24 protein-coding genes are annotated in these 21,415 nt (G+C 69.6%); 20 read left to right on the forward strand and 4 right to left on the reverse strand.

What is annotated here, in order from left to right; genetic code table 11:
* Positions 1 to 145: 145 nt before the first annotated feature.
* The 4 genes from AB0C30_RS37805 (at position 146) to mctP (AB0C30_RS37820) (ending at position 3,912) form a co-directional block, all read left to right on the forward strand.
* Positions 146 to 355: a DUF3311 domain-containing protein gene (locus AB0C30_RS37805; RefSeq protein ID WP_357953063.1), complete on the forward strand. Its 210-nt coding sequence runs from the start codon at positions 146 to 148 to the stop codon at positions 353 to 355.
* On the forward strand, positions 352 to 1,962 hold the full coding sequence (mctP, locus tag AB0C30_RS37810) for a monocarboxylate uptake permease MctP (protein WP_357953066.1): 1,611 nt from the start codon (positions 352 to 354) through the stop codon (positions 1,960 to 1,962). The genes AB0C30_RS37805 and mctP (AB0C30_RS37810) overlap by 4 nt, the downstream gene beginning before the upstream one ends.
* A gap of 133 nt (positions 1,963 to 2,095) precedes the next feature.
* On the forward strand, positions 2,096 to 2,305 hold the full coding sequence (locus AB0C30_RS37815; RefSeq protein WP_225292873.1) for a DUF3311 domain-containing protein: 210 nt from the start codon (positions 2,096 to 2,098) through the stop codon (positions 2,303 to 2,305).
* A complete protein-coding gene (gene mctP, locus AB0C30_RS37820; RefSeq protein ID WP_357953068.1) occupies positions 2,302 to 3,912 on the forward strand; it encodes a monocarboxylate uptake permease MctP in 1,611 nt (536 codons plus the stop codon). The genes AB0C30_RS37815 and mctP (AB0C30_RS37820) overlap by 4 nt, the downstream gene beginning before the upstream one ends.
* Positions 3,913 to 3,978: 66 nt before the next feature.
* Here mctP (AB0C30_RS37820) and AB0C30_RS37825 read toward each other — a convergent pair whose 3' ends face one another.
* Positions 3,979 to 4,320 (reverse strand): DUF6285 domain-containing protein, encoded by a 342-nt coding sequence (locus tag AB0C30_RS37825; protein ID WP_357953070.1) that lies wholly within the window; start codon positions 4,318 to 4,320, stop codon positions 3,979 to 3,981.
* Between the two features lie 323 nt (positions 4,321 to 4,643).
* Positions 4,644 to 4,871 (reverse strand): hypothetical protein, encoded by a 228-nt coding sequence (locus AB0C30_RS37830; RefSeq protein ID WP_357953072.1) that lies wholly within the window; start codon positions 4,869 to 4,871, stop codon positions 4,644 to 4,646.
* Here AB0C30_RS37830 and AB0C30_RS37835 point away from each other — a divergent pair, their 5' ends adjacent.
* The 5 genes from AB0C30_RS37835 (at position 4,872) to AB0C30_RS37855 (ending at position 10,374) form a co-directional block, all read left to right on the forward strand.
* Positions 4,872 to 5,465 (forward strand): hypothetical protein, encoded by a 594-nt coding sequence (locus AB0C30_RS37835; protein ID WP_357953075.1) that lies wholly within the window; start codon positions 4,872 to 4,874, stop codon positions 5,463 to 5,465.
* Between the two features lie 83 nt (positions 5,466 to 5,548).
* Positions 5,549 to 6,739, forward strand: coding sequence for an acyl-CoA dehydrogenase family protein (locus tag AB0C30_RS37840; RefSeq protein ID WP_357953076.1), 1,191 nt, complete (start codon positions 5,549 to 5,551; stop codon positions 6,737 to 6,739).
* Positions 6,736 to 7,737: a phosphotransferase family protein gene (locus AB0C30_RS37845; protein WP_357953078.1), complete on the forward strand. Its 1,002-nt coding sequence runs from the start codon at positions 6,736 to 6,738 to the stop codon at positions 7,735 to 7,737. Before AB0C30_RS37840 ends, AB0C30_RS37845 begins: the two co-directional genes overlap by 4 nt.
* Before the next feature lie 48 nt (positions 7,738 to 7,785).
* Positions 7,786 to 7,950, forward strand: coding sequence for a hypothetical protein (locus AB0C30_RS37850; protein ID WP_357953080.1), 165 nt, complete (start codon positions 7,786 to 7,788; stop codon positions 7,948 to 7,950).
* Positions 7,951 to 8,598: 648 nt separating this feature from the next.
* Complete coding sequence (locus tag AB0C30_RS37855; RefSeq protein ID WP_357953084.1) at positions 8,599 to 10,374, forward strand: transposase; 1,776 nt, start codon at positions 8,599 to 8,601, stop codon at positions 10,372 to 10,374.
* A 257-nt stretch (positions 10,375 to 10,631) separates the two neighbouring features.
* On the opposite strand, the gene AB0C30_RS37860 is transcribed toward AB0C30_RS37855, so the two are convergent.
* Together AB0C30_RS37860 and AB0C30_RS37865 are read right to left on the reverse strand one after the other, a co-directional pair.
* Complete coding sequence (locus AB0C30_RS37860) at positions 10,632 to 11,282, reverse strand: TetR family transcriptional regulator (RefSeq protein WP_357953087.1); 651 nt, start codon at positions 11,280 to 11,282, stop codon at positions 10,632 to 10,634.
* Positions 11,279 to 11,731 (reverse strand): hypothetical protein, encoded by a 453-nt coding sequence (locus AB0C30_RS37865; RefSeq protein ID WP_357953090.1) that lies wholly within the window; start codon positions 11,729 to 11,731, stop codon positions 11,279 to 11,281. Before AB0C30_RS37865 ends, AB0C30_RS37860 begins: the two co-directional genes overlap by 4 nt.
* Before the next feature lie 63 nt (positions 11,732 to 11,794).
* Between AB0C30_RS37865 and AB0C30_RS37870 the strand changes: the two genes are divergently transcribed.
* The 11 genes from AB0C30_RS37870 (at position 11,795) to aroQ (ending at position 21,395) form a co-directional block, all read left to right on the forward strand.
* Positions 11,795 to 12,484, forward strand: coding sequence for a class I SAM-dependent methyltransferase (locus tag AB0C30_RS37870; RefSeq protein WP_357953092.1), 690 nt, complete (start codon positions 11,795 to 11,797; stop codon positions 12,482 to 12,484).
* A 368-nt stretch (positions 12,485 to 12,852) separates the two neighbouring features.
* Positions 12,853 to 13,128 (forward strand): zinc ribbon domain-containing protein, encoded by a 276-nt coding sequence (locus tag AB0C30_RS37875; RefSeq protein WP_357953094.1) that lies wholly within the window; start codon positions 12,853 to 12,855, stop codon positions 13,126 to 13,128.
* 144 nt (positions 13,129 to 13,272) lie between these two features.
* Positions 13,273 to 13,929, forward strand: a complete 657-nt coding sequence (locus tag AB0C30_RS37880; RefSeq protein ID WP_357953096.1) for an AmiS/UreI family transporter — start codon at positions 13,273 to 13,275, stop codon at positions 13,927 to 13,929.
* Between the two features lie 82 nt (positions 13,930 to 14,011).
* Positions 14,012 to 15,259, forward strand: a complete 1,248-nt coding sequence (gene fmdA / locus AB0C30_RS37885; RefSeq protein WP_357953098.1) for a formamidase — start codon at positions 14,012 to 14,014, stop codon at positions 15,257 to 15,259.
* A 19-nt stretch (positions 15,260 to 15,278) separates the two neighbouring features.
* Positions 15,279 to 15,428, forward strand: coding sequence for a hypothetical protein (locus tag AB0C30_RS37890; protein ID WP_357953100.1), 150 nt, complete (start codon positions 15,279 to 15,281; stop codon positions 15,426 to 15,428).
* A gap of 285 nt (positions 15,429 to 15,713) precedes the next feature.
* Positions 15,714 to 16,142, forward strand: coding sequence for a hypothetical protein (locus AB0C30_RS37895; protein WP_357953101.1), 429 nt, complete (start codon positions 15,714 to 15,716; stop codon positions 16,140 to 16,142).
* A gap of 115 nt (positions 16,143 to 16,257) precedes the next feature.
* Positions 16,258 to 17,058 carry a hypothetical protein gene (locus tag AB0C30_RS37900; protein ID WP_357953103.1) on the forward strand — a complete coding sequence of 267 codons (801 nt, stop codon included), beginning with the start codon at positions 16,258 to 16,260 and terminating at the stop codon, positions 17,056 to 17,058.
* 31 nt (positions 17,059 to 17,089) lie between these two features.
* Positions 17,090 to 18,190: a hypothetical protein gene (locus AB0C30_RS37905; protein WP_357953104.1), complete on the forward strand. Its 1,101-nt coding sequence runs from the start codon at positions 17,090 to 17,092 to the stop codon at positions 18,188 to 18,190.
* Entirely contained in the window at positions 18,187 to 19,614 is a 1,428-nt protein-coding gene (locus AB0C30_RS37910) for a hypothetical protein (RefSeq protein WP_357953106.1), read from the forward strand. The genes AB0C30_RS37905 and AB0C30_RS37910 overlap by 4 nt, the downstream gene beginning before the upstream one ends.
* A complete protein-coding gene (locus AB0C30_RS37915) occupies positions 19,611 to 20,915 on the forward strand; it encodes an AAA family ATPase (protein ID WP_357953108.1) in 1,305 nt (434 codons plus the stop codon). The genes AB0C30_RS37910 and AB0C30_RS37915 overlap by 4 nt, the downstream gene beginning before the upstream one ends.
* Before the next feature lie 27 nt (positions 20,916 to 20,942).
* The gene (aroQ, locus tag AB0C30_RS37920; RefSeq protein WP_357953110.1) at positions 20,943 to 21,395 is read left to right on the forward strand and encodes a type II 3-dehydroquinate dehydratase; all 453 of its coding nucleotides are present in this window, start codon (positions 20,943 to 20,945) and stop codon (positions 21,393 to 21,395) included.
* Positions 21,396 to 21,415: the final 20 nt, after the last annotated feature.

The raw sequence follows: 21,415 nt of genomic DNA on the forward strand, positions 1-21,415 counted from the left end.
AGCGGGATGTCTGAGCGACCGGGCCTCATCACGGGACCGACCGTTCGTCGCGGGGAGCCGACCACTCGTCGATCAGTGACCTGACCGAAATAATCACCTCACTAGTCTGCGAGGGCAAGAGCCGCATCTCCCCTAGGAGACCGCCTTGCCCGATGACAAGAGTGACCGCAGCCCCTGGAACTGGCTGCTGCTCCTCCCCATCGCCATCCCCCTGCTGACGTTCCTGTACAACTCCGACGAGCCCCGGCTGCTGGGCTTCCCGCTGTTCTACTGGCTGCAGATCGCCTTCATCGCCCTCGGCGTGGGCACGACCACGCTGGTCTATCAGATGACCAAGCGCCGGAGGCAGCGGTGAGCGAGCATCTGACCGAGATCATCATCTTCACCGTCCTGTTCCTGGTGGTCAGCGGCATGGGCTTCGTCGCCGCCCGGTGGCGCCGGCCCACCGACCTGGCCAGCCTCAACGAGTGGGGGCTGGGCGGGCGCAACTTCGGGGCGTGGATCACCTGGTTCCTCATCGGCGGTGACCTCTACACCGCCTACACCTTCGTGGCCGTGCCCGCGCTGCTGTTCGGGGCGGGCGCCGCCGGGTTCTTCGCGGTGCCGTACACGGTGATCACCTACCCGATCGTGTTCCTCATCATGATCCGGCTGTGGTCGGTGTCGCACGTGCACAGCCTGGTCACGCCGGCCGACTTCGTGCGGGTACGGTTCGGCTCGCCGACGCTGGCGTTGCTGGTGGCCATCACCGGGATCGTGGCGACCATGCCGTACATCGCGCTGCAGCTGGTCGGCATCGAGGCCGTGCTGAAGACGATGGGCGTGTCCGGCAGCGGGTTGCTCACCGACCTGCCGCTGATCATCGCGTTCGTGATCCTGGCGGCCTACACCTACCAGTCGGGGCTGCGGGCGCCCGCGCTCATCGCCTTCGTCAAGGACATCCTCATCTACCTGGTCATCCTCGTCGCGATCATCTACATCCCGGCCCGGCTGGGCGGCTGGAGCCAGATCTTCGGCGACGCCACGGCCAAGTTCGCCGCGACCCCGGCGCCCGGCGACGGGACCCTGCTCAACGCCAACAACCAGCTCCAGTACGTCACGCTGGCGCTGGGCTCGGCGCTGGCGCTGTTCCTCTACCCGCACAGCGTCACCGGCGTGCTGGCCTCGCGCAACCGCGACGTGATCAAGCGGAACATGTCGGCGCTGCCCGCCTACAGCCTGCTGCTGGCGCTCATCGCGCTGCTCGGGTACATGGCGATCTCGGCGAAGATCAAGCCGATCGGCACCGACGTCAACACCGTCGTGCCGCAGCTGTTCGACCAGATGTTCCCCGACTGGTTCGCGGGCGTCGCGTTCGCGGCCGTCGGCATCGGCGCGCTCGTCCCGGCGGCCATCATGTCGATCGCGGCGGCGAACCTGTTCACCCGCAACATCTACCGCGAGTACATCAACCGCGATCCGACCGACGCCCAGGAGGCCGGGGTCAGCAAGGTCACCTCGCTGGTGGTGAAGATCGGCGCGGTGCTGTTCATCCTGTTCATCGACCCGCAGTTCTCCATCGACCTGCAGCTCATCGGCGGCGTGATCATTCTGCAGACGCTGCCGTCGGTCGCCATCGGCCTGTTCACCCGCTGGTTCCACAAGGGCGGGCTGATCGCGGGGTGGGTCGCCGGAATGGGCGCCGGCATCCTCATGCTCTACAACGTCGCCAACCCGGCCACCAAGCACGAGCACTTCGGCGGCTCGGCGTTCGCGCTGTCCAAGCTGGGCCTCGACACCAAGATGACGATCTACGCGGGCTTCCTGGCGCTGGCCGTGAACCTGATCGTGGCGGCACTCGGCACGCTGCTGTTCCGGGCGCTCAAGGTCGCGGACGGCCCCGACGGCACCGCCCCCGAGCACTACACGGCCGACGAGGGAGACCCGCGCATCAAGGATCTCAACCTGTCCGGTTCGACGTGACATTTAGGCCAAACCGTAACCCAGCCGACATTGGGATTAATCCCCTGGAAAAGCTAATCTCCTCCCATTGACGAGATGTCAGGAGCCGGTTCAGAGCGTAGACCGGCTCCTGATCCATGCTTCGGAGGGGTCGATGACAACCGGGGAACCCGGGCGGGCACGCAGTGACCGCAGCCCTTGGAACTGGCTGCTGGTGCTGCCCATCGTGCTGCCGCTGCTGACCTTCCTGTTCAACGCCGACGAGCCCCGGCTGCTCGGCTTCCCGCTGTTCTACTGGCTGCAGATCGCCTTCATCATCGTCGGCGTCGGCTGCACCACGATCGTGTACAGGATGACCAAGTGAACGCCAACGTGACCGAGCTGGTCGTCTTCGCGCTGCTGTTCCTCGCGGTGAGCGTCATGGGCTTCGTGGCGGCCAAATGGCGGCGGCCCGAGAACATCGAGAGCCTGCACGAGTGGGGCCTGGGCGGCCGGAACTTCGGCTCCTGGATCACCTGGTTCCTGGTCGGCGGCGACCTCTACACCGCCTACACCTTCGTGGCCGTGCCCGCGCTGGTGTTCGGGGCCGGGGCGCTGGGCTTCTACGCCCTGCCGTACACGGTGGTGGTCTACCCGCTGGTGTTCCTGGTGCTGGCCCGGATGTGGTCGGTGTCGCACGTGCACGGGTTCGTCACCCCGGCCGACTTCGTCCGGGCCCGGTTCGGGTCGCCGACGCTGGCGCTGATCATCGCGATCACCGGCCTGGTGGCGACCATGCCGTACATCGCCCTGCAGCTCGTCGGCATCGAGGCCGTGCTGAAGACGATGGGCATCACCGGGCACCTGCCGATCATCATCGCCTTCGCCATCCTGGCGGCCTACACCTACCAGTCCGGGCTGCGGGCGCCGGCGCTGATCGCCTTCGTCAAGGACACGCTGATCTACATCGTGATCCTGGCGGCGGTCATCTACATCCCGGCCAAGCTCGGCGGCTGGGGGTCGATCTTCGACGCGGCCAAGGCCAAGTTCGAGGCGAGCCCGGCGCCCGGCGACGGGATCACCCTCAACGCCGGTAACCAGCTCCAGTACATCACGCTGGCCTTCGGCTCGGCACTGGCGCTCTTCCTCTACCCGCACAGCCTCACCGGCGTGCTGGCCTCCAAGAACCGCGGCGTCATCAAGCGGAACATGGCGGCGCTGCCCGCCTACAGCTTCCTGCTCGGCCTGATCGCGCTGCTCGGCTTCATGGCGATCGCGGCGGGCACCAAGCCGGTCATGGGCGCCAACGGCAAGGCGGACACCAACACGATCATCCCGGCGCTGTTCGACCAGATGTTCCCTGACTGGTTCGCGGGCGTCGCCTACGCCGCCGTCGGCATCGGCGCGCTCGTCCCGGCGGCCATCATGTCGATCGCGGCGGCGAACCTGTTCACCCGCAACATCTACCGCGAATACCTGCGCAAGGACGCCACGGACGCCCAGGAGGCCAAGGTCTCCAAGCTGGTCTCCCTGGTGGTCAAGGTGGGCGCGGTGCTCTGCATCCTGCTGCTCGACCCGCAGTTCTCCATCGACCTGCAGCTCATCGGCGGCGTGATCATCCTGCAGACGCTGCCGTCAGTGGGGCTGGGCCTCTACACCCGCTGGTTCCACAAGGGCGGCCTGATCGCCGGCTGGATCGCCGGGATGGGCGCGGGCATCTGGATGCTGTACATGATCCCGAACCCGGCCAACGGCAAGGCCCACTTCGGCGGCTCGGCGTTCGGGCTGGCCAACCTCGGGATCGACACCAAGATGACGATCTACGCGGGCTTCCTGGCGCTGGCCGTGAACCTGATCGTCGCGGCGCTCGGCACGCTGGTGTTCCGGGCCATGAAGGTGGCCGACGGGCCGGACGCGACCTCGCGCGAGGACTACTTCGCCGACGAGGGCGACCCCAAGGTCAAGGACCTGGACCTGGCGGCATCGCACTGATCGCCTTCCTGGCCGGTCGACGGCCGGTTCCCAGTTGGGAACCGGCCGTCAGCCGGTCAGCATCGACTAGCCGTCGCCGAGATAGCCGGGGTTGGCCACGTCCAGCTTGGCCCGTACGGCGTCCCTGAGCGCCTCGACCAGGCCCGAGTCGTCGAGGCGGCCCTCGCGGACGGCCGCCGCCAGCTCCGCGTCGTCGCTCACCCCCAGCCCGGCCAGCCGCCGCCCGTGCTCCTCCGCCTGGCCGGGGCCGAGCTCGATCTCCCGCTCGACCATGCCGAGCACGTTGATCGCCACCCGGGTGTGGAAGCGCACCCGGCCCTCGACCGCGGGCAGCACGTCGTCGGTCAGGAAGTCGCGGACGGCCGCCACCAGGTGGGCCGCCGAGGGAACGTCGTGCGGGGTTGCCATCAGGAACTCCTTTGACTCATCAGCGTTTCGCGGCTTTCATCGCCGCTCCCACCCTTATAAGGGCCCAACCTGTCCCCCATGGACCGGTCGTTGACGCGGCGCCTACTGCGGCCATCCCGCCTGCGAAGACGGAGAGACAGCCCCATCGGAACGGCTTCGATTCGCGGATCGGCCCGCTTTCCGACACGGTAGCTCTTGAGCCGCCAGCCGTTACCACCCATTCTGTAGTGGTATTCCCGGGCTGTTCTCTTGCCGACGATCCAATACACATCCTTGGCCGAGTGCCGGATGACGACTTTGATGCGCAGCGGCCTGCTGACCGTTCACGCGCTGGGTGTGGGGTCACCGGTCGCGTCCCGGCGGATGATCTGGTCGGTGGCGTCGCGGACGTAGACGACGGCGGCCAGGTCCGTTCCGGTGGTCTGGACGGCCGTGTTGCGGTCGGCGCCGTCCCAGCTGCGCACGGTGTTGCTCGAACCTGCCGTCCACTGAGTGGCGTTCCCGTCGCGAACAACGTCGTCCCCGCCGGCGTCCAACCCTTCATGATCCATGTGACCCTCTCCCTGGCGCTGGCCTTGTCCCCGGTGACCGTGACCGAGATTCCGAAGAACTTCCTGCTCATGGAGCGCGACGCGCGCAAGCCGCTGAGCCCCGACGAGGCCGCTGAAGTCAGCTACGAGATCAGCGACAAACTCACCAGGCCGTTGGAGCTGAACCCGTGCGGGCACCGGCGCGCCGTTGACGGCGGCCGGTTGGCGGCCCGCACGATCACGCTCGGGACCTCCGCCCCCAGCGGCTCCTCCGAACAGCTCATCATCTACAAGAGCCCGCGTGCCGCCCATGCCGTGCTCACCCGGCTGCGCGCCGAGGTCAAGCGATGCGCGCGCAAGGGCGATCCGTCGTCGCCCGAACTCTCGATCCGGTGGCGGACGAACAAGGCCAAGGCGGGCGATGAGGCTTGGGGCATGGGGTACCAGACGCGGCAGGACGGCCACGTGAACCAGACCGTCACCGGTGTCGTCGCACGTAAGGGCAGCGCCCTGATGATCTACACGACCGACGAGGGGAGCTACAACCCCGGCGGCCTGACCAAGGAGGCCAGGAAGATGGCGGCCAAGGTGTGCGGGTTGCCCGGCGTGTGCTGACCCTGCCGCGTCCGGCCGGTGGGCGGCCTGGAAACGCGACCGAATCCGTTGACCGGGCAACGATTATCGGTTGAGATCCTGTCATGAGCTTCGCCGTCCCTGACAGCGTCCGCCCCATCCGCGATGCCGTACACACCTTCATGACCGAGCGGGTCGAGCCCGCCGAGAACGTGCTCCACCAGGGCGGGCCGGCCGCCGGGGCGGCGCTCGACGAACTGCGGGCGGAGGCCAAGAAGGAGGGTCTGTGGGCCCTCGGTCACCCGCGTGAGCTGGGCGGGGGCGGGCTGCCCTTCCTCGACTACGTCTACGTCAACGAGGTGCAGGGGCGTAGCGAGTTCGGGCAGATCGCGCTGGGGACGTACACGCTGCAGGACTCGCTGATGCTGCACGAGCACGCCTCGGCCGAGCAGCGGGAACGCTACCTCGACCCGCTGGTGCGCGGCGATATCTCGCCGAGCTTCGCGATGACCGAGCCGTCCGTGTCGAGCAGCGACCCGACGCAGCTCAGGACGGCCGCGGTCCTCGACGGGGGCGAATGGGTGATCAACGGGCACAAGTGGTTCACGACCGGCGCGTCCCGGGCCGCGTACACCACCGTGATGTGCCGGACGGAGGACGGCGCGGCGCCGCACCGGTCCTTCTCCATGATCCTCGTGCCGACCGACACACCGGGCTACGACATCATCCGCGAGACACCGGTCCTGGGGCTGGACGGCGCGCACTGCGAGGTCCGCTACGACAACGTCCGGGTGCCCGCCTCGAACCTCCTGGGGGAGCGCGGCGACGGGTTCGTGATCGCGCAGCGGCGCCTGGGCCCCGGACGGATCTTCCACTGCATGCGCTGGCTCGGCCAGGCGCAGCGGGCCTTCGACCTGATGTGCCGCCGGCTGCGCGAGCGGAGCGCGTTCGGCGAGCCGCTGGCCGCCAAGCAGCTCATGCGGCAGCACGTGTTCGACTCCTACACCGAGATCCAGGCCGCGCGGCTGCTGACGCTCGACGCCGCGCGGGCCATCGACGCCGGCTCGGAAGCCCGGGTCGAGATCGGCGCGATCAAGGTGGTGGGCTCCCGCATGCTGCACAACGTGATCGACCGGGCCATCCAGGTGTACGGCGCGGCGGGGCTGACTCCGGACACCCCGCTGGACCGGATGTACCGGCACGCCAGGGCCGGGCGGATCTACGACGGCCCCGACGAGGTGCACATCGACTCCGTGGGACGGCGGATACTCGGCGCCTACGCGGCGGGCGGGAACTGGGAGTTCGGGCTGCGATGACGGAGCCGGTCCACTCGATCGTCCACTCGATCGTCCGCGAGGTCTTCGGGCCCGGCGCGTCGGTGCCCTTCAGCGCGCGGCTCCCCGGCGGGGCCTCGCGTGAGACGTGGGCGCTCGACGTGCTCGACGGGGACGAACGGCACGAACTGATCCTGCGCCTCGACTCCCCCGGCGCCGCCCTGGAGGCCGGTGGCAGCCTGGCGAGCGAGGCCACGCTGATGCAGGCCGCCGCCGAGGCCGGGGTGCCGGTGCCGCGGGTCGTGGCGGCCGGTGAGCCGTACATCCTCATGACGCGGGTGGCGGGCGAGACGATCCCGCGCAGGATCCTGCGTGACGAGGCGTACGCGGGGGTCCGGCCGCGGCTGGCCACCCAGTGCGGCGAGGCGCTCGCGGCGATCCACCGGATGCCGCTGTCGGCGCTCCCCCCTGCTGGCGCCCCGGACCCGGCCACCGCTGCCGTGCCCACGGGCCTGACTGGCGTGCCCGTGACCGACCATCCGCTGCGGCAGTGGCGGGACGCGCTCGATCAGATCGGTGAGCCGCATCCGGTGTTCGAGCTGGCCTTCCGGCGGCTGGCGGCGACTCGGCCGGCGGCGGCGCGGCGGACCGTGGTGCACGGCGACTTCCGCAACGGCAACCTGATCGTCGGGCCCGAGGGGATCCGGGCGGTGCTCGACTGGGAGCTGGCCCACGCGGGCGACCCGGTCGAGGACCTCGGCTGGCTGTGCGTGAAGGCGTGGCGGTTCGGCTCGCCGCTGCCGGTGGGCGGTTTCGGCGGTTATGACGACCTGGTGAGCGCGTACGAGAAGGCCGGCGGGCAGCCCGTCGACCGGGACGCGCTGCGCTGGTGGGAGACGTTCGGCGTGCTCAAATGGGGCGTCATCTGCATGATGCAGACGATGCGCCACCTGCGCGGCGGCGCGCGTTCGGTCGAGCTGGCCGCGATCGGGCGCAGGGTGTGCGAGAACGAGTGGGACCTGCTGCGGCTGCTCGGCTGAGAACCCGTGCCACTGCCGCTCGGCCGAAAACCCGTTGCCGTTGATCGTATGCTGTTCTCGCTGGGCAAGGTGGTCTTCGCGGTCGCCGTGATGGCGGGTCTCGCCTTGGTGCTCTACGGGTTCGGGGTGACGAGCCTGGGCGTGGGGCTGGTGCCGTTCATGGGCATCCTGCTCCTGCTCGGCTGGTCGCTCGGGCTGATCGGGATCTCATAGGGCTCAACGCCGTCGGCTCAACGCCGTCTATCTTGCCGCCGCACTCGGGGTGTTCGGGTGGGCGCTCAACTACGCCCGGCGGCATGGGAGGGTATGAACCGTTCCTCATATTCGCTATGAGAACCTCAGGTTCTGCTATGGGCTCGTAGTCCGTGTTGTGCCGGTGGAACGTGGTCTGGGGCACGGATTCGGTCTCGTCTTCGGAGGCGGCGGCGAGTGTGGGGTTTCCGGCCAAGCCTTGGGTGCGGAGGCGGGGGCGGCGTTCGCTTGGACGCCCGAAGGTGGGCCGTGACCGTCATCTTCCGGCTCGCCGCACTGTCGGGCCCGGCGGTGCGTGCACGGGCTGGACGAGGTTGGCCAGAGGGGTGCGGCGGATCTCGGTGCGGATGGTGGCGCGGTGCCCGTAGGTGCTTCTTTGGCGTATGGCCTGATCGCGCGTGCCGACATTGGCGCGGTGAGGCGAGGGGGTCGGTGTTGGTATCCGGCGAATGCATATCGCTCACATGTTCTATCCAAAGGTGTCAACTCTTGGTAGCGTTGAAGTCACACATCGTAGAGGTGGGGTGGGCAGGGTGCAGGGTGGACCGCAGGGTGGACCGCAGATGCGTCGATGCCGCCTGGGAACCCATCACCCAACGGGGGCGGTGCGTGAGTAAGCTCACCGCGACCGCCCCGTGCACCACCCACGCCGCCATGGTGGAGAAAACGGGCGAGGTAGTCCCTCAGGCGCTGCTGGCGCGGCGGGTGGCTTGGCTGACCGCTCTGGCGCGGGATCTGGCCGGCTGCTTGGTCGCAGCCCGGTGGAATCCGGCTGATCTGGATGGGCTGGCCGGCGGGGTGGGGCTGGACGGGCGAGTGTTGCCGTCGAAGGGCTGGATGGCTGTTCGGCGGCTGGGCTGGGGTGTGGGCCCGGAGCCGGGCGTGTACATCTGCGATCGGGTGTTGCGGTGCGCGCAGGAGCAGGCCGCCCGCCTGTTGCGGCTGGCGCTGCACCGGCGCCGCCTGGTGGAGGCGATCGTGGCCACCTGGCCGCACAATCCGGGTGCGCGCACCGATGCCGAATGGGACGCGTTGCGCGCGCTGCTGCCGGACGGGGTGACGGCGGCGGAGATCCGTAACCGGACCCGGCAGATCCGCGCCTATCGCGACGAGCATGAGGTTTTCCCGGCAGATCTGACCGAACTGGAGGAGCCGCCGAACGTTGCGGCGCAGGTCGTGCTGGCGGCTGCCGACCGGCAACTGCTCACCCTGGAGCGCACCGGCCACCGCAGCGCCCGGCTGCGGGTGCGGCTTCCCCTGGTCGAATCGCCCGCGTCCCCCAGGGACTGGGCCTGGCATGTGCTGCCTGTCGTCTTGCCGCCGACCGTGCCGCCGGAGGCGAGGTTGTGCGCCCCTACCTTGCGGGTGACCAAGGGTCGGGTGCGCGTCGATCTGCCGTTCCAGATCCTGATCGGCTTCGTACCCGCTACCGGTCATATGATCGGGTGCGGCTTCGACTGGGGCCTCAACGGGCTGCTGACCGGTGTGGTGGGACGTCTTGTGGCCGATGGGCGGGTGATCTCCGGCGGCCGGGTGATCGGCGATGGGCGGCCGCTGCTCTACGATGCGAGCGGTGTGTCGGCCAAGCTGCACCGACTGCGGGCCGAGCGTGAGCACCTGGCCGCCAAGATTCAGCGCCAGCAACGACTCCTGGCCGGCATGACTGCCGCCGACCCCCGCTACGCCGCGTTGAGCGCGGCCTACCAGGTCCTCGGTGTCGAACATGAGCGACTGTGCGCGCGCATCCGCAACCTGAACAAGGCGCTGGCCTGGTCGGCCGCCCGCTGGGCAGTCGACCAGGCCGTGGCCGCCGGGACGACGGTCATCTACCTGGAAGACCTGGCCACCCTGGAAGCACGCGGACGCCGAGGCAACGCGAACACGCGCCTGTCGGGGCAGATACGCGGGCAGATCGTCGAGGCGATCCGGCATCTGGCCGCCAAGCACGCCATCGCCGTGGTCACCGTCCCAGCCCGCGGCACCTCCCGATACTGCCCCCGGTGCGGGGACGGCACGTCGGTGCTCAAGCATTGCCCGGCCCCCGACCGGCTCACCGACAAGGGCTGGAGGTGGGCCTACTGCCCGGCCTGCGGCCTGTCCTGTGACCGGGACCGGGCAGCGGCCGAACGGATCGTCTCCCGCGGCCTACTCGGCCAAAACGCCACCCGCACCCACCGTTCCACCGGGGTGCGCACCATCCACGCCATCGTGGAGGGGAATGTCGCCCGCGCCCGCCGAACACGCAAGCCCACTCGTGCAGCCCGCCGCGCCCGCCGCACCCGAACCGACCTGCACCCCGACCGGCAGCACGCGACAGAGCCAAGAACCGCCCCACCCCAAAACGGCCCACCCGCACCTCAGCCAACTCACGAAACAACCCGATGACGTCCAGCCGTGTGCCCGACCGGCGCACGGTGCCCGCCCCACCGCCCACCAGCGGTGGACAGCGTCCGGCGGGCCATGCACCCAAGCCGGGACGGCACCAGCCATACCGGACAGGACATGTCAGGAATTCTCACCACCGGACCGGCTTCCACCACGCCAAAGCCACCCCCGTGCTCATGCTCGCCAAGCACCGGGGCAGCCCAGGCCAGGCCACGCCCGTCCGAGTTGCCTGATTCCTTCAGGGAACTACAGGGAATTCAAGACGCTCTCCCGCTTCGGTGACTGACGGCCGCGACGATCACGTCCACCAGCCCTTCGACGACCTCCGCCCGATCCACCTCCGGATGCTCCAGCCACCAGTCGCCGGTGGTCTGCACCATGCCGACGAACGCGTGACCGAGCACCTGGGCGCGTACGGGCTCCGGCACCACCCGCTCGGCGGCCAGCACCCCGCCCAGCTCCTCGCCGAGGCTGCGCACGAGCGCGGTCATGTGGGAGCGCATCCGGGTGTCCTCGGCGCTGGCCCGGTGGAACAGGAAACGGTAGAGGTTGCGGTTGGCCGAGATCAGGTCCAGGTAGACGGTGATCGTCGTCCTGGCCCGGCCGCGCAGATCGGTCGCGGCCTCCTCGGCGAACCCTGGACGCAGGTCGGACGCGGCCCCAGAGCGCAGGTCGGAGGTTGCCCCGGCGAACCCGGGACGCAGCTGGGCGATGACCGTGCGCACGTGGCGGTCGGCCAAGGCCTCGTAGAGACCGCTCTTGTCGCCGAAGTGGCGGTAGAGGATCGGCTTGGTGATCCCGGCCTCGGCGGCGATCGCGGCCATGGACGCCTCGGGGCCCTCACGCAGGATGACCCGGTCCGCCGCGTCCAGCAGCGCCTTGCGCCGATCCGGGTCCCGTCCGCTCATCCGCCCAGGATAGATCGCCGTCTGCGCGGCAGCAGCGCCGACAACACCAGCAGGACGCCGATGACGGCGTACAGGCCCGTCATCCCGGCCAGGGCGCCCGGCGGCTCACCGGCCATGGTGCCCACCGGCTGGCCGGTGGGCACCGCGAAGCTCGGCAGCCGGCCCGCCAGGTCGAGCGCGACGTCGAGGTCGAACGCGAACAGCGCGGCGGCGGCGGTCAGCGGCAGCCCGCAGGCCAGCGCGGCCAGCGGCGACAGCCACGACCAGGCGGCGAGCAGCAGCACGATGGCCGCCACGGCCGTCAGGTAGCCGAGCCCGGCGGGCGCGGGCCGGAAGGCGGCGTACGCCGCTCGCAGGGCCCTGGCGCCCGCCTCGGTCAGGTAGTAGACGAGGGGCAGCGCGGCCGACCCGGCCACCGCGCCGATCAGATGACGCACCTGAGGGGACACAGCACCTTCGTCCCCGCGAGAACGGGATCCCATGTGCGCTCGCCCGGAGTTAGATTCGAAGGCATGACGATCATCCCCCGCTCCGGGACCGGCCCCGGCTCGATCACCCCTGACGGCTCCCCCGTCGAGTACTACACGCTGCTGAAGCCCCGCGGCGAGGCGGAGCTGGTCGCGGAGGTGGTGCCGCGCGGCGGCTCCGTCCTGGAGCTGGGCGCGGGCGTCGGCCGGGTGACGCACGCGCTGCTGGAGCACGGCTTCGAGGTGGTGGCCGTGGACGAGTCGGCCGAGATGCTGGCCCACGTGCGGGGCGCGCGGACCGTACAGGCTCGGGCGCAGGATCTGCGGCTGGAGCGGCGCTTCGACGCGGTCATGCTGGGTTCGTACCTGGTGAACACCTCCGACGAGGACGGCCGGCGGGCGCTGCTGTCGGCCTGCGCCCGGCACGTGGCGCCCGGCGGAGCCGTGCTGATCGAGTGGACGCCGCCCGAGACGCACGACGCCCGGCGGCCCGGCCAGGGCAGGACGGACGGCGACATGACGGTCACGCTGGCGGCCCTGGAGGCGGCCGGGCCGGACCAGTTCAACGCGACGATGCGCTACACGCACCGGGATCGGGTGTGGACCCAGTCGTTCACGTCCTGGCGGCTGACGGACGACGACCTGCGCGCGGCACTGGCCGAGTGCGGGCTCCGCCTGGACCGCTTCCTCACCGAGGACCGCGGCTGGGCACTCGCCGTCCCCGGCCTCCCGTAGCCGCGCGTTGACACCGGACGCGCCGCGACCTGCCCGCGGCCGTCGATGGCCGTGTCTTCGTTGTTGGTCAAAATCGTGAAATCCATCAAATGTCCGGCAAATTCTCCCAGCGGGTCAGGCAATTATGGGCGCGCCGACGTTAAAAGTCTGACCACGTTTATCGCCTCCGTGGACACCCTTCCGCTACTCTTACCCCCTTTTCCGCGCAGAGCTGGTTTTCCGGGAAATTGCCGCAGCATTCGACGACCTTGACATGGGCTTGGCGGCGGAGGTTACTTGAAGTATGCCTAGATCGCCGCAGGCCGGCGATGGCTCTGCGGCGCCGAGGGCCGGAGAAGATCGAGTCGGATCTCTGCGGAGGAATGCCTATGGCGACGTATGAGTATCGCTGCCCCGACTGCGGACGATTCGACGTGCATCTACCGATCGGGACCGCCGCGGCGGCCCGCGAATGCCCCGCGTGCCACCGCCCCTCCCGTCGAGTCTTCTCCTCGCCGTACCTCAGCCGGGTGCCTTCAGTAGTCAATGCCGCGCTCACCCGCGAGGAGCAGAGCCGGGAAGCACCCGAGGTGGTCACGAGCGTGCCTCACAAGCGGCGCGAACCGCCGCCGCACCCGGCGCTGCCACGCCTGCCTCGGCCTTGATCAACACAAACCTTGATCAACACAAACAACGCGGCGCGTGCGTGTGAACCGCTCACACACGCGGCTCCGCCGGTCCGGAGGCGGTGACAGGCCGCCCGGCGTGAGTGATGCCGCCACACGACAACACCAGGAGGTGCGTCGCTCATGGGAGCCGTCGGACTTCTCTACGTCGGCGCGGTGCTCTTCATCAACGGGATGATGCTGCTGAAGAAGATCGATCCACGCGCGGCGGCGATCTTCAATCTCTTCGTCGGCACCCTGCAGGTGATCACGCCCACTGTGCTGATCATCCTCAATCCCGGGGACCCGGCCCAGGTCCTCGGCGCGTCCGGGATCTATCTGTTCGGTTTCACCTACCTGTACGTCGGGATCAACCTGCTGGGCGGTTTCGACTCCACGGGAGTCGGCTACTTCTCGCTGTTCGTGGCCATCATGGCGCTCGGATACTCCTACGCGAACTTCCGGCTCCTGGGCGATCCGGCGTTCGGCGTCATCTGGCTCTACTGGAGTTACCTGTGGTTCCTCTTCTTCGTGCTGCTGGGTTTGAAACACGAGCAGATCACCAGGTACACGGGCTGGGTGACGGCGATCCAGGGGTGGGTCACGGCGGCGATCCCCGCGTTCATGATCCTGACGGGCTACTGGCGGAACACCAACCTCATCGCCTTCATCCTCGCCGTGTTCGGCGTGGTGGTCTTCATCGGACTGTGGCCGTTGACCCGTGGACGTGAACCCACGGCGGCGGCACCGGCCGATGCGATGGGCGCCGGCGACCGGACACATCGCCCTCGGTGGACCTGACGAGAAGACCCGCGACGCCTGCAAGGAGGTGGTCGATGCGTTTCATGCCTGACGGCATCCGTATTCAAGAAAGGCATTCATCATGCCGAACGTCGTATTCAGCATCGATCAATCGAGGTCAATGCGCGACCAGAAAATCCCGGGACACAATCGATGGCACCCGGATGTTCCGGTGGCCGAGATGGTCCGCCCCGGAGATGAGTTCCGAGTCGAATGCAGGGAATGGACCGACGCCCAGATAGGCAACAACGATTCCGCGAACGACGTGCGGGACGTCGACCTGACCGTCGCGCACGTGCTGAGCGGGCCCATCGGGGTGGACGGAGCCGAGCCGGGCGATCTCCTGGTCCTCGACATCCTCGACCTCGGCGCGGTTCCCCAGCAGGTCGGGCAGGCACCGGGACAGGGATGGGGCTACACCGGCGTGTTCGCCAAAGCGAACGGCGGCGGATTCCTGACCGACTACTTCCCCGACGCCTACAAGGCGATCTGGGACTTCCACGGCCAGGTGGCCACATCCCGGCACCTGCCAGGTGTCCGGTTCACCGGCATCACCCACCCAGGGCTGTTCGGCACCGCGCCGTCAGCCGAGCTGCTCGCCTCCTGGAACCGCAGGGAGCAGGCGCTCATCGACACCGATCCGCAACGGGTCCCACCGCTCGGCCTGCCACCGCTGGCCGACAACGCCATCGCCGGTACGGCGAGCGGCGATGTGGCGCGGCGGATCGCCGAGGAGGGCGCCCGTACCGTGCCGGCGAGGGAGAACGGCGGCAATCACGACATCAAGAACTTCACCCGCGGAGCCCGGGTCTTCTACCCGGTCCAGGTGAAGGATGCGAAACTTTCCGGAGGTGACCTGCACTTCAGCCAGGGCGACGGCGAGATTACCTTCTGCGGCGCGATCGAGATGGGCGGTTTCATCGACTTCCACGTCGACCTCATCAAGGGCGGCATGGAGAAGTACGGTGTCTCCACCAACCCGGTCTTCCTGCCCGGAAACGTCGAGCCGCGCTACTCCGAGTTCATGTCGTTCATCGGGATCTCGGTGGACCATGACACCGACACCAACTATTACCTCGACGCGACGGTGGCCTACCGCAGGGCATGCCTCAATGCCGTCGAGTATCTCAAGAAGTGGGGCTACACCGGCGAACAGGCCTACCTGATCCTCGGCTCGGCTCCGATCGAAGGGCGAATCAGCGGGATCGTCGACATTCCCAACGCCTGCTGCTCGCTCTACCTGCCCACCGCGATCTTCGACTTCGACGTACGCCCGAATGCCGAAGGACCTGTCAGGAAGGAGCGCGGACAGTGCGCCGTGACGAGCTGACCGCCACGGCATGACGCGTATGACGACCCTGGAAGTGATCTTCCTGGTCGAGCGGCGCCTGAGAACGAGAACGGCCACCGCGCATCGACGACCTGTCGTGGGAGAGAGGAACACGGATCGCGCGGTGGCCATCGCGATCACGGCCCGCCCGGCGCTCGGCGCCGGGTAATATCTTCCCCTATTTATCCCCATAAGTCGTTTACCGCGCCAGAGTGCGCTCCAATGGAGCGATCCCCCTTCCACGCCAGGCTTGCCGCCATTTCGACACACCCCGCGCAAAGGCTGTTCGACCGCCGCCGTCACTCCGCCAACGGTCAACCCCGCAGCCCTAGCCCGAAACTTGCGCAAACAGATGGTTATCCTCAGGTGTAGTCGCACAAACCCCTGACATGCCTCCCGACCTAGGGCAATTCCCAAACGGGTGGGTGCGCCTGCCACTCCGAAGGATTGATCAATGAACAACGACGCCGTGTGGGTCCGAAGCGTGACCGGCATCCAACTGCATCACACCACAGACCTCCAGGACGCCGGCCGATTCCTGGGCAATGCGGTGATGGCGCTGCGGGCCGCGCACGTACGAACCGGCGATGACAGGTACGCCGACCTCGCCGCCGAACTCAAGGCCATGGTGGCGGAGACGCGAACCCTGGAGACCCAGGCCCGGGAACGCATGCACGGCCTGCACTCGGAGGACCCCGAACAGTTCGTCCGCTGCCGCGAAGGCGAAGAGCCGTGGCCCGACGAGATCCAGGCGGGGTTCGTTCCGCGCCACACCTGCAATGATCGGTGCCTGTATCACGACCAGGACGTTCTCGACGCGATCATGCAGTGCATCTGCGCACGTCCCCCGTGCCGAGCATGCGCCATCGCCGGTACGCCGTGACGTGAGCCTTGCTTGGCGGGAAACCAGGCCCGCACCCTTTACAATGTAGATCACGCGAACGTCTCGATGTCCTGAAAATACTGGGAAATACTGGAACTCTTGCTACGCTCGCGCCATGAGTGACCGGCTGGACGATCTCGAGAGGCGGATCGACGAGCTCCGAGCCGGTGTGCGCAGGGCCATGCGGGCCAAGGACACGGCCACGGCCAGGACCCTGCGCGCCGAGCTGCGCGGCGCCGAGCGCACCTGGGACGCCCTGGTGAGCACGGCCCCAGCGGATGATCGGAAAGACAGCGAACCCGAGCCCCCGGCGCCGCGGCTGGTGACCGTGCGCGAGCAGGTGCATCAGGGTCTCCTCCTGCTGGGCGCCTGCGCCCAGCCACGGCTGATCGTCGCCGTGGGCGCGGCCTTCTGTGGCGGCACGCTGAGAAGCAATCAGCTCACCAGCCTGCGCCGCGACGAGGAACGCTCGTTCAAGTCCTCCCCGTACGGCCGCCCGTACTACCTGTGCGCGGCCCTGACCGACCGCCTCTCCCCCGCCCGTGGCCTGCTGGCGGCCAGTACGTGGCCACAGGCGCGCCGGATGGTCGGCCCGCTCAGCCCCCGCGTCGACTTCCTCACCTGCGCCATAGCGGTGGCCGAGCAGGTGACCGACGCCCTCATTGAGCCCGGAGGGGCGCGGCTGCTGGCCAGGATGGCGCGCAACATCCCCGGCGCCGCCGACGGCGATCTGGGGCCACCCGACCCCGGCCGGGTCATCGAGGCGGCGCGTGCAGAGCTCGCGGTGCACGTGGAGCGCGACACGCAGGACCGCGCTGAGCTGGCCGAACGTGCGGCGACGCAGCTCGGTGACACAGCGCGGCTGTTCGGCGCCGCTACGCTGAGCACTGTCGCGAAGAAAAGGATCACTGGGTGAGAGCGCGCAACAGCGAGACGAGAGGCAGCCGATGAACCGGCTTGACGCGCTGCGAGGCACGACGCCACCGAAGCCGCACGACGCCCGCGCCATCGCCGCGCTCGCGGCGAACCCCGGCTGCTCACGCCGGGCGCTCATGGACGGCGCCGGGATCGACAAGGACGCCGCGGCCCGGCATCTGGGGTTTCCCGCGCCGTTCGGCCAGTCGCCGTTCGCGATCACCCGCGGGAACGTGTTCGAGGCGCTGGTGAAGGCCGACGGCTGCGCCGAGTTGCTGCGCATGCTGCGGGAGCAGCTCGGCCTGCCGATCGCCGAGGTGGCCTACCACGACGTGGAGAACGTCGGCGCGCACCTGCGCCACGCCCACACCCGGGCGCTGTTCGACCGGGCGGTGGCCGAAGGGCACGACGCGGGGACGGTCTACGACCATCCGCTGCTCGCCCTGGAGATCGCCGGGCACGCCGCCTACCTGGAGCCGGACGTGGTGGCCTTCCAGCTCGGCGGGCGCTTTCACATCGTGGAGATCAAGTCGTTCGCGGTGATCGACGGGCAGGCGGACCCGGCCGCGGTGGCCGCGGCGGCCCGGCAGGCGGCGGTGTACGTGCTGGCGCTGCGCAGACTGCTCGACGAGCTGGGACACGACCCGCTGCGGGTCTCGCACGAGGTCGTGCTGGTCTGCCCGGAGAACTTCGCCAACCGGCCGGTCGCGACGCTGGTGGACGTGCGCAAGCAGCTGGCCGTCCTGGAACGCCAGCTCGACCGGATGACGGGGCTCGACCGGCTGCTCGACGTCCTGCCCGACGAGGTCACGTTCGACCTGCTGCCCGGCGAGGACGGGCTGCCGACCCGGTCCGCCGCCGAGCTGGCCGACGCGCTGCGCCGCTCCGACGCCCGCTACGCGCCGGACTGCCTGTCGACCTGTGACCTGTGCTTCTTCTGCCGCGACGAGGCCCGGCAGGAGGGTGCTTCCGACCTGCTCGGCCGTAACGTACGCGACGAGCTGGGCGGCGTGGCCTCCGTCAGCGAGGCGCTCGGGCTGGCCGACGGCACCCGCGACCCGGCGCCGGGCCAGGAGGAGATCGCCCGGCTCCTGCGCAACGCCGAACGCCTGCGCAGAGAGTGCCTGACGTGAGCCTGCTCACCTCGCTCGCCCGGCTGCGGGCCCTCGACGAGGGCATCGCGCAGCCCATCGCGACCGTCCGGCACTGCCATCTGTCGGCGCGGCCGATGGTGTTCATCCCGCTCAAGCTCTCCGGTGAGGCCGCCGCGCCGCTGGCCGCCATGCTCGGCACCGACCGGGCCGAGCCCCGCCTGCTGGTGGTCACCCAGCCGCGTAACCGTGATCTGCGCTTCGCCTGGGCCGCCGAGCTGGCCGGGTTGCTGCTGCCGTACATCCAGGGCTTTCTGCGCGAGACGGAGACGGTGGAGCGCAAGAACGCCGACCCCTACGAGCGGGCGCTCGACGCGCCGCAGCTGATCGTGCCGAACCAGGCGGGCGTGGCGTTCACCCGGCTGCTCGGCCGGTCCACCCGATTTCGCCGGGCCGACGGTCCCTACCCGGTGCCCACGGGGGTGCCGCTGCTGGGCAGGTGGCTGACCTGGTTCGCCGAGCGGGCCGGATATCCGGGGTCGTCGCTGACCATCGCGGCGACCGACGAGCTGGGCAGGCACTGGGCGAGCGGGCAGAGCGGCCTGGAGGACGCGAACCTGGCCGCGCTGCTCGCCTGGATCACCGAGGGACCCAGTGACGACGCGGAGGACCCGCTGATCTGGCCGCCCGCGGGACCGGTCACCGATCCGGGGTTCGACGCCGAGGTGCTGGCGCCGGCGATCGAGAAGGGCTCGGCCGAACGCGTCACCGAGGCCCTCCGATCCCAGCTCGAACCCACCTGGCGGCTCATGTGGCAGGCGATCGACCTGCTCGCCGGCCTGCCCGAGGGCAACAGTGTGGCGCAGCGGTGGGAGCAGGACCGCGCCTCCTTCAGTGGCCTGGCCGCGCAGATCGAGGACGGCGCGCCGCCGCAGGCCCGGCATGACGGCGCGATCGCCGCCGCCGCGCGCCTGGCGCGCATGGAGCGCGCCCAGGCCGCCTACGAGGTGCAGCGCGCCTACGACGACCCGCTGGTCATGGCCGAATACCGGCTGACCGGCGAGGCGTTCGCGGGCGAGGTCGTGGAGACCGAGCCGGAGAACTTCGAGGGCGAGGGCCGCTCGCGCAAGCTGCGCCCGCTCGTGGTGGTCAAGACCGACGATCCCGTACGCCTGGCACCCGGCACCACGCTCGGCACCCCGCAGCGGCGCGGCCAGGGCGCCCAGCTGGTCGAGGCGAGCGACGGCCTGGTCACCCTGAAGATCACCAAGGGCATGGGCCGGGGCAAGACGCCCACTCCGGGGGCGGTGCCCGAGGTGGGCGAGCGGGTCTGTTACACCTCGCTCACCGACGACTTCCAGGGCGCGCCGAGCCTGCCCGACGCGGAGGCCACGCCGTGGACGCACGGCGGCCCGCCGCGCGAATACCGCCCCACCGACGAGGACGCCCGCGAGGAGTGGTCGTGACCGGCGAGGACGCCAGCCCGGAGCAGGCCATTAGTCCGGAGCAGGTCATCAGGAACGTGCTCGCCGACCTGCCCAGGAATCGCGGCGTGGTGGTCGACTCCCCGCCGGGGGCGGGCAAGTCCACGCTCGTCGTCCGGGCCGCCGCCCACCTGGCCGAGACCGGCGAGCCGCTGATGATCGTCGCCCAGACCAACGAGCAGGTCGACGACCTGGTGACGCGGATCTCGGAGCGGCACCCGCGGCTGACGGTCGGCCGGCTGTCGGCGAGCGGCTACGTGCCGCCGCTGCGGCTGCTGGAGCTGACCGGTGTCACGGTCGGCACGCGGATCCAGGATCTCGGCGACCCCGACATCACGATCGCCACGTCGGACAAGTGGGCGTGGATCTCCGGCCGTACCTGGCCGTGGGCGATCGTGGACGAGGCGTACCAGATGCGCTCGGACAAGCTGCTGCGCATCGCCGGGCTGTTCGAGCGGGCGCTGTTCGTGGGCGATCCCGGCCAGCTCGACCCGTTCTCGATCGTGGACGGCGACCGCTGGTCCGGCCTGTCGTGGGACCCGCTGCAGAGCGCGGTCTCGGTGCTGCTGCGCCACAACCCCGACCTGCCGGTGCACCGGCTGCCGGTGTCGTGGCGGCTGCCCGCCTCGGCCGCGCCGGTGGTGTCGAAGGCGTTCTACCCGTTCACCGGGTTCCGGTCGGGCACCGGGGCCGGCGAGCGGCGGCTGGAGCTGGCCACCGGCGGCATGGGCACCGTGCACGACCGGGCGCTGGAGGAGGCGGCCCGCTCCGGCTGGGCGCTGCTGGAGCTGCCCAACCGCCACACCGTGCGCACCGACGGCGAGGCCGTGCAGGCGGTGGCGCTGCTGGCCGAGCGGCTGCTGCAGCGCGGCGCGGTGGCGGGCTCCGAGCAGGGCGAACGGCCGGTGACCGCCGACCGGATCGCGGTCGGCGCGGCGCACCGCGACCAGGTGGCGGCGATCAGGGCCGCGGGGCTGCCGCCGGAGATCACCGTCGACACCGCTAACCGGCTGCAGGGCCGCGAGTACGACGTGACGATCGTGCTGCACCCGCTGTCGGGCCGCCGGGACGCCACCGCCTTCCACCTGGAGTCGGGGCGGCTGTGCGTGCTGGCCTCGCGGCACCGGCACGCGTGCGTGGTGGTGGCCAGGGCGGGCATCGCCGAGCTGCTCGACGCCCATCCGTCGGCCGAGCCGGTACGGCTGGGCGTGCCGGTGAAGTTCCCCGACGGCTGGGAGGCCAACCAGTCGGTCCTGGAGCACCTGGCCCGCCACCGGGTGTAGCGGCGACGATCACGAAGTGAGGCATGTGTGACATCCGTGTACGTTCTCAACGGCCCGAACCTCAACCTGCTCGGCACCCGCAAGCCGGAGGTGTACGGCACGACGACGCTGGCCGACGTCGAGGAGATGTGCCGCCAGGAGGCCGCCGGGCTCGGCCTCGACCTCCGGTTCCGGCAGTCGAACCACGAGGGGCAGCTGATCGACTGGATCCACGAGGCCGGGGCCGAGGTCAAGGCCGGGCGGTGCGTGGGCGCGGTGTTCAATCCCGGCGCCTACACGCACACGTCGGTGGCCCTGCACGACGCCATCGAGGGCGTGGAGCTGCCGGTGGTGGAGCTGCACATCTCCAACGTGCACGCCCGCGAGCCGTTCCGGCACCACTCCTACATCTCGCCGGTCGCGCGGAGCATCGTGGTCGGGTTCGGCGTGCACGGCTACGTGCTGGCCATGCGCGGCCTGCACCACTCCGCCCAGAAGTGATCAGCGGAAAGAAGCGTTCA

It is taken from the genome of Nonomuraea sp. NPDC048901 (assembly GCF_040649695.1).
Taxonomy (GTDB): domain Bacteria; phylum Actinomycetota; class Actinomycetes; order Streptosporangiales; family Streptosporangiaceae; genus Nonomuraea.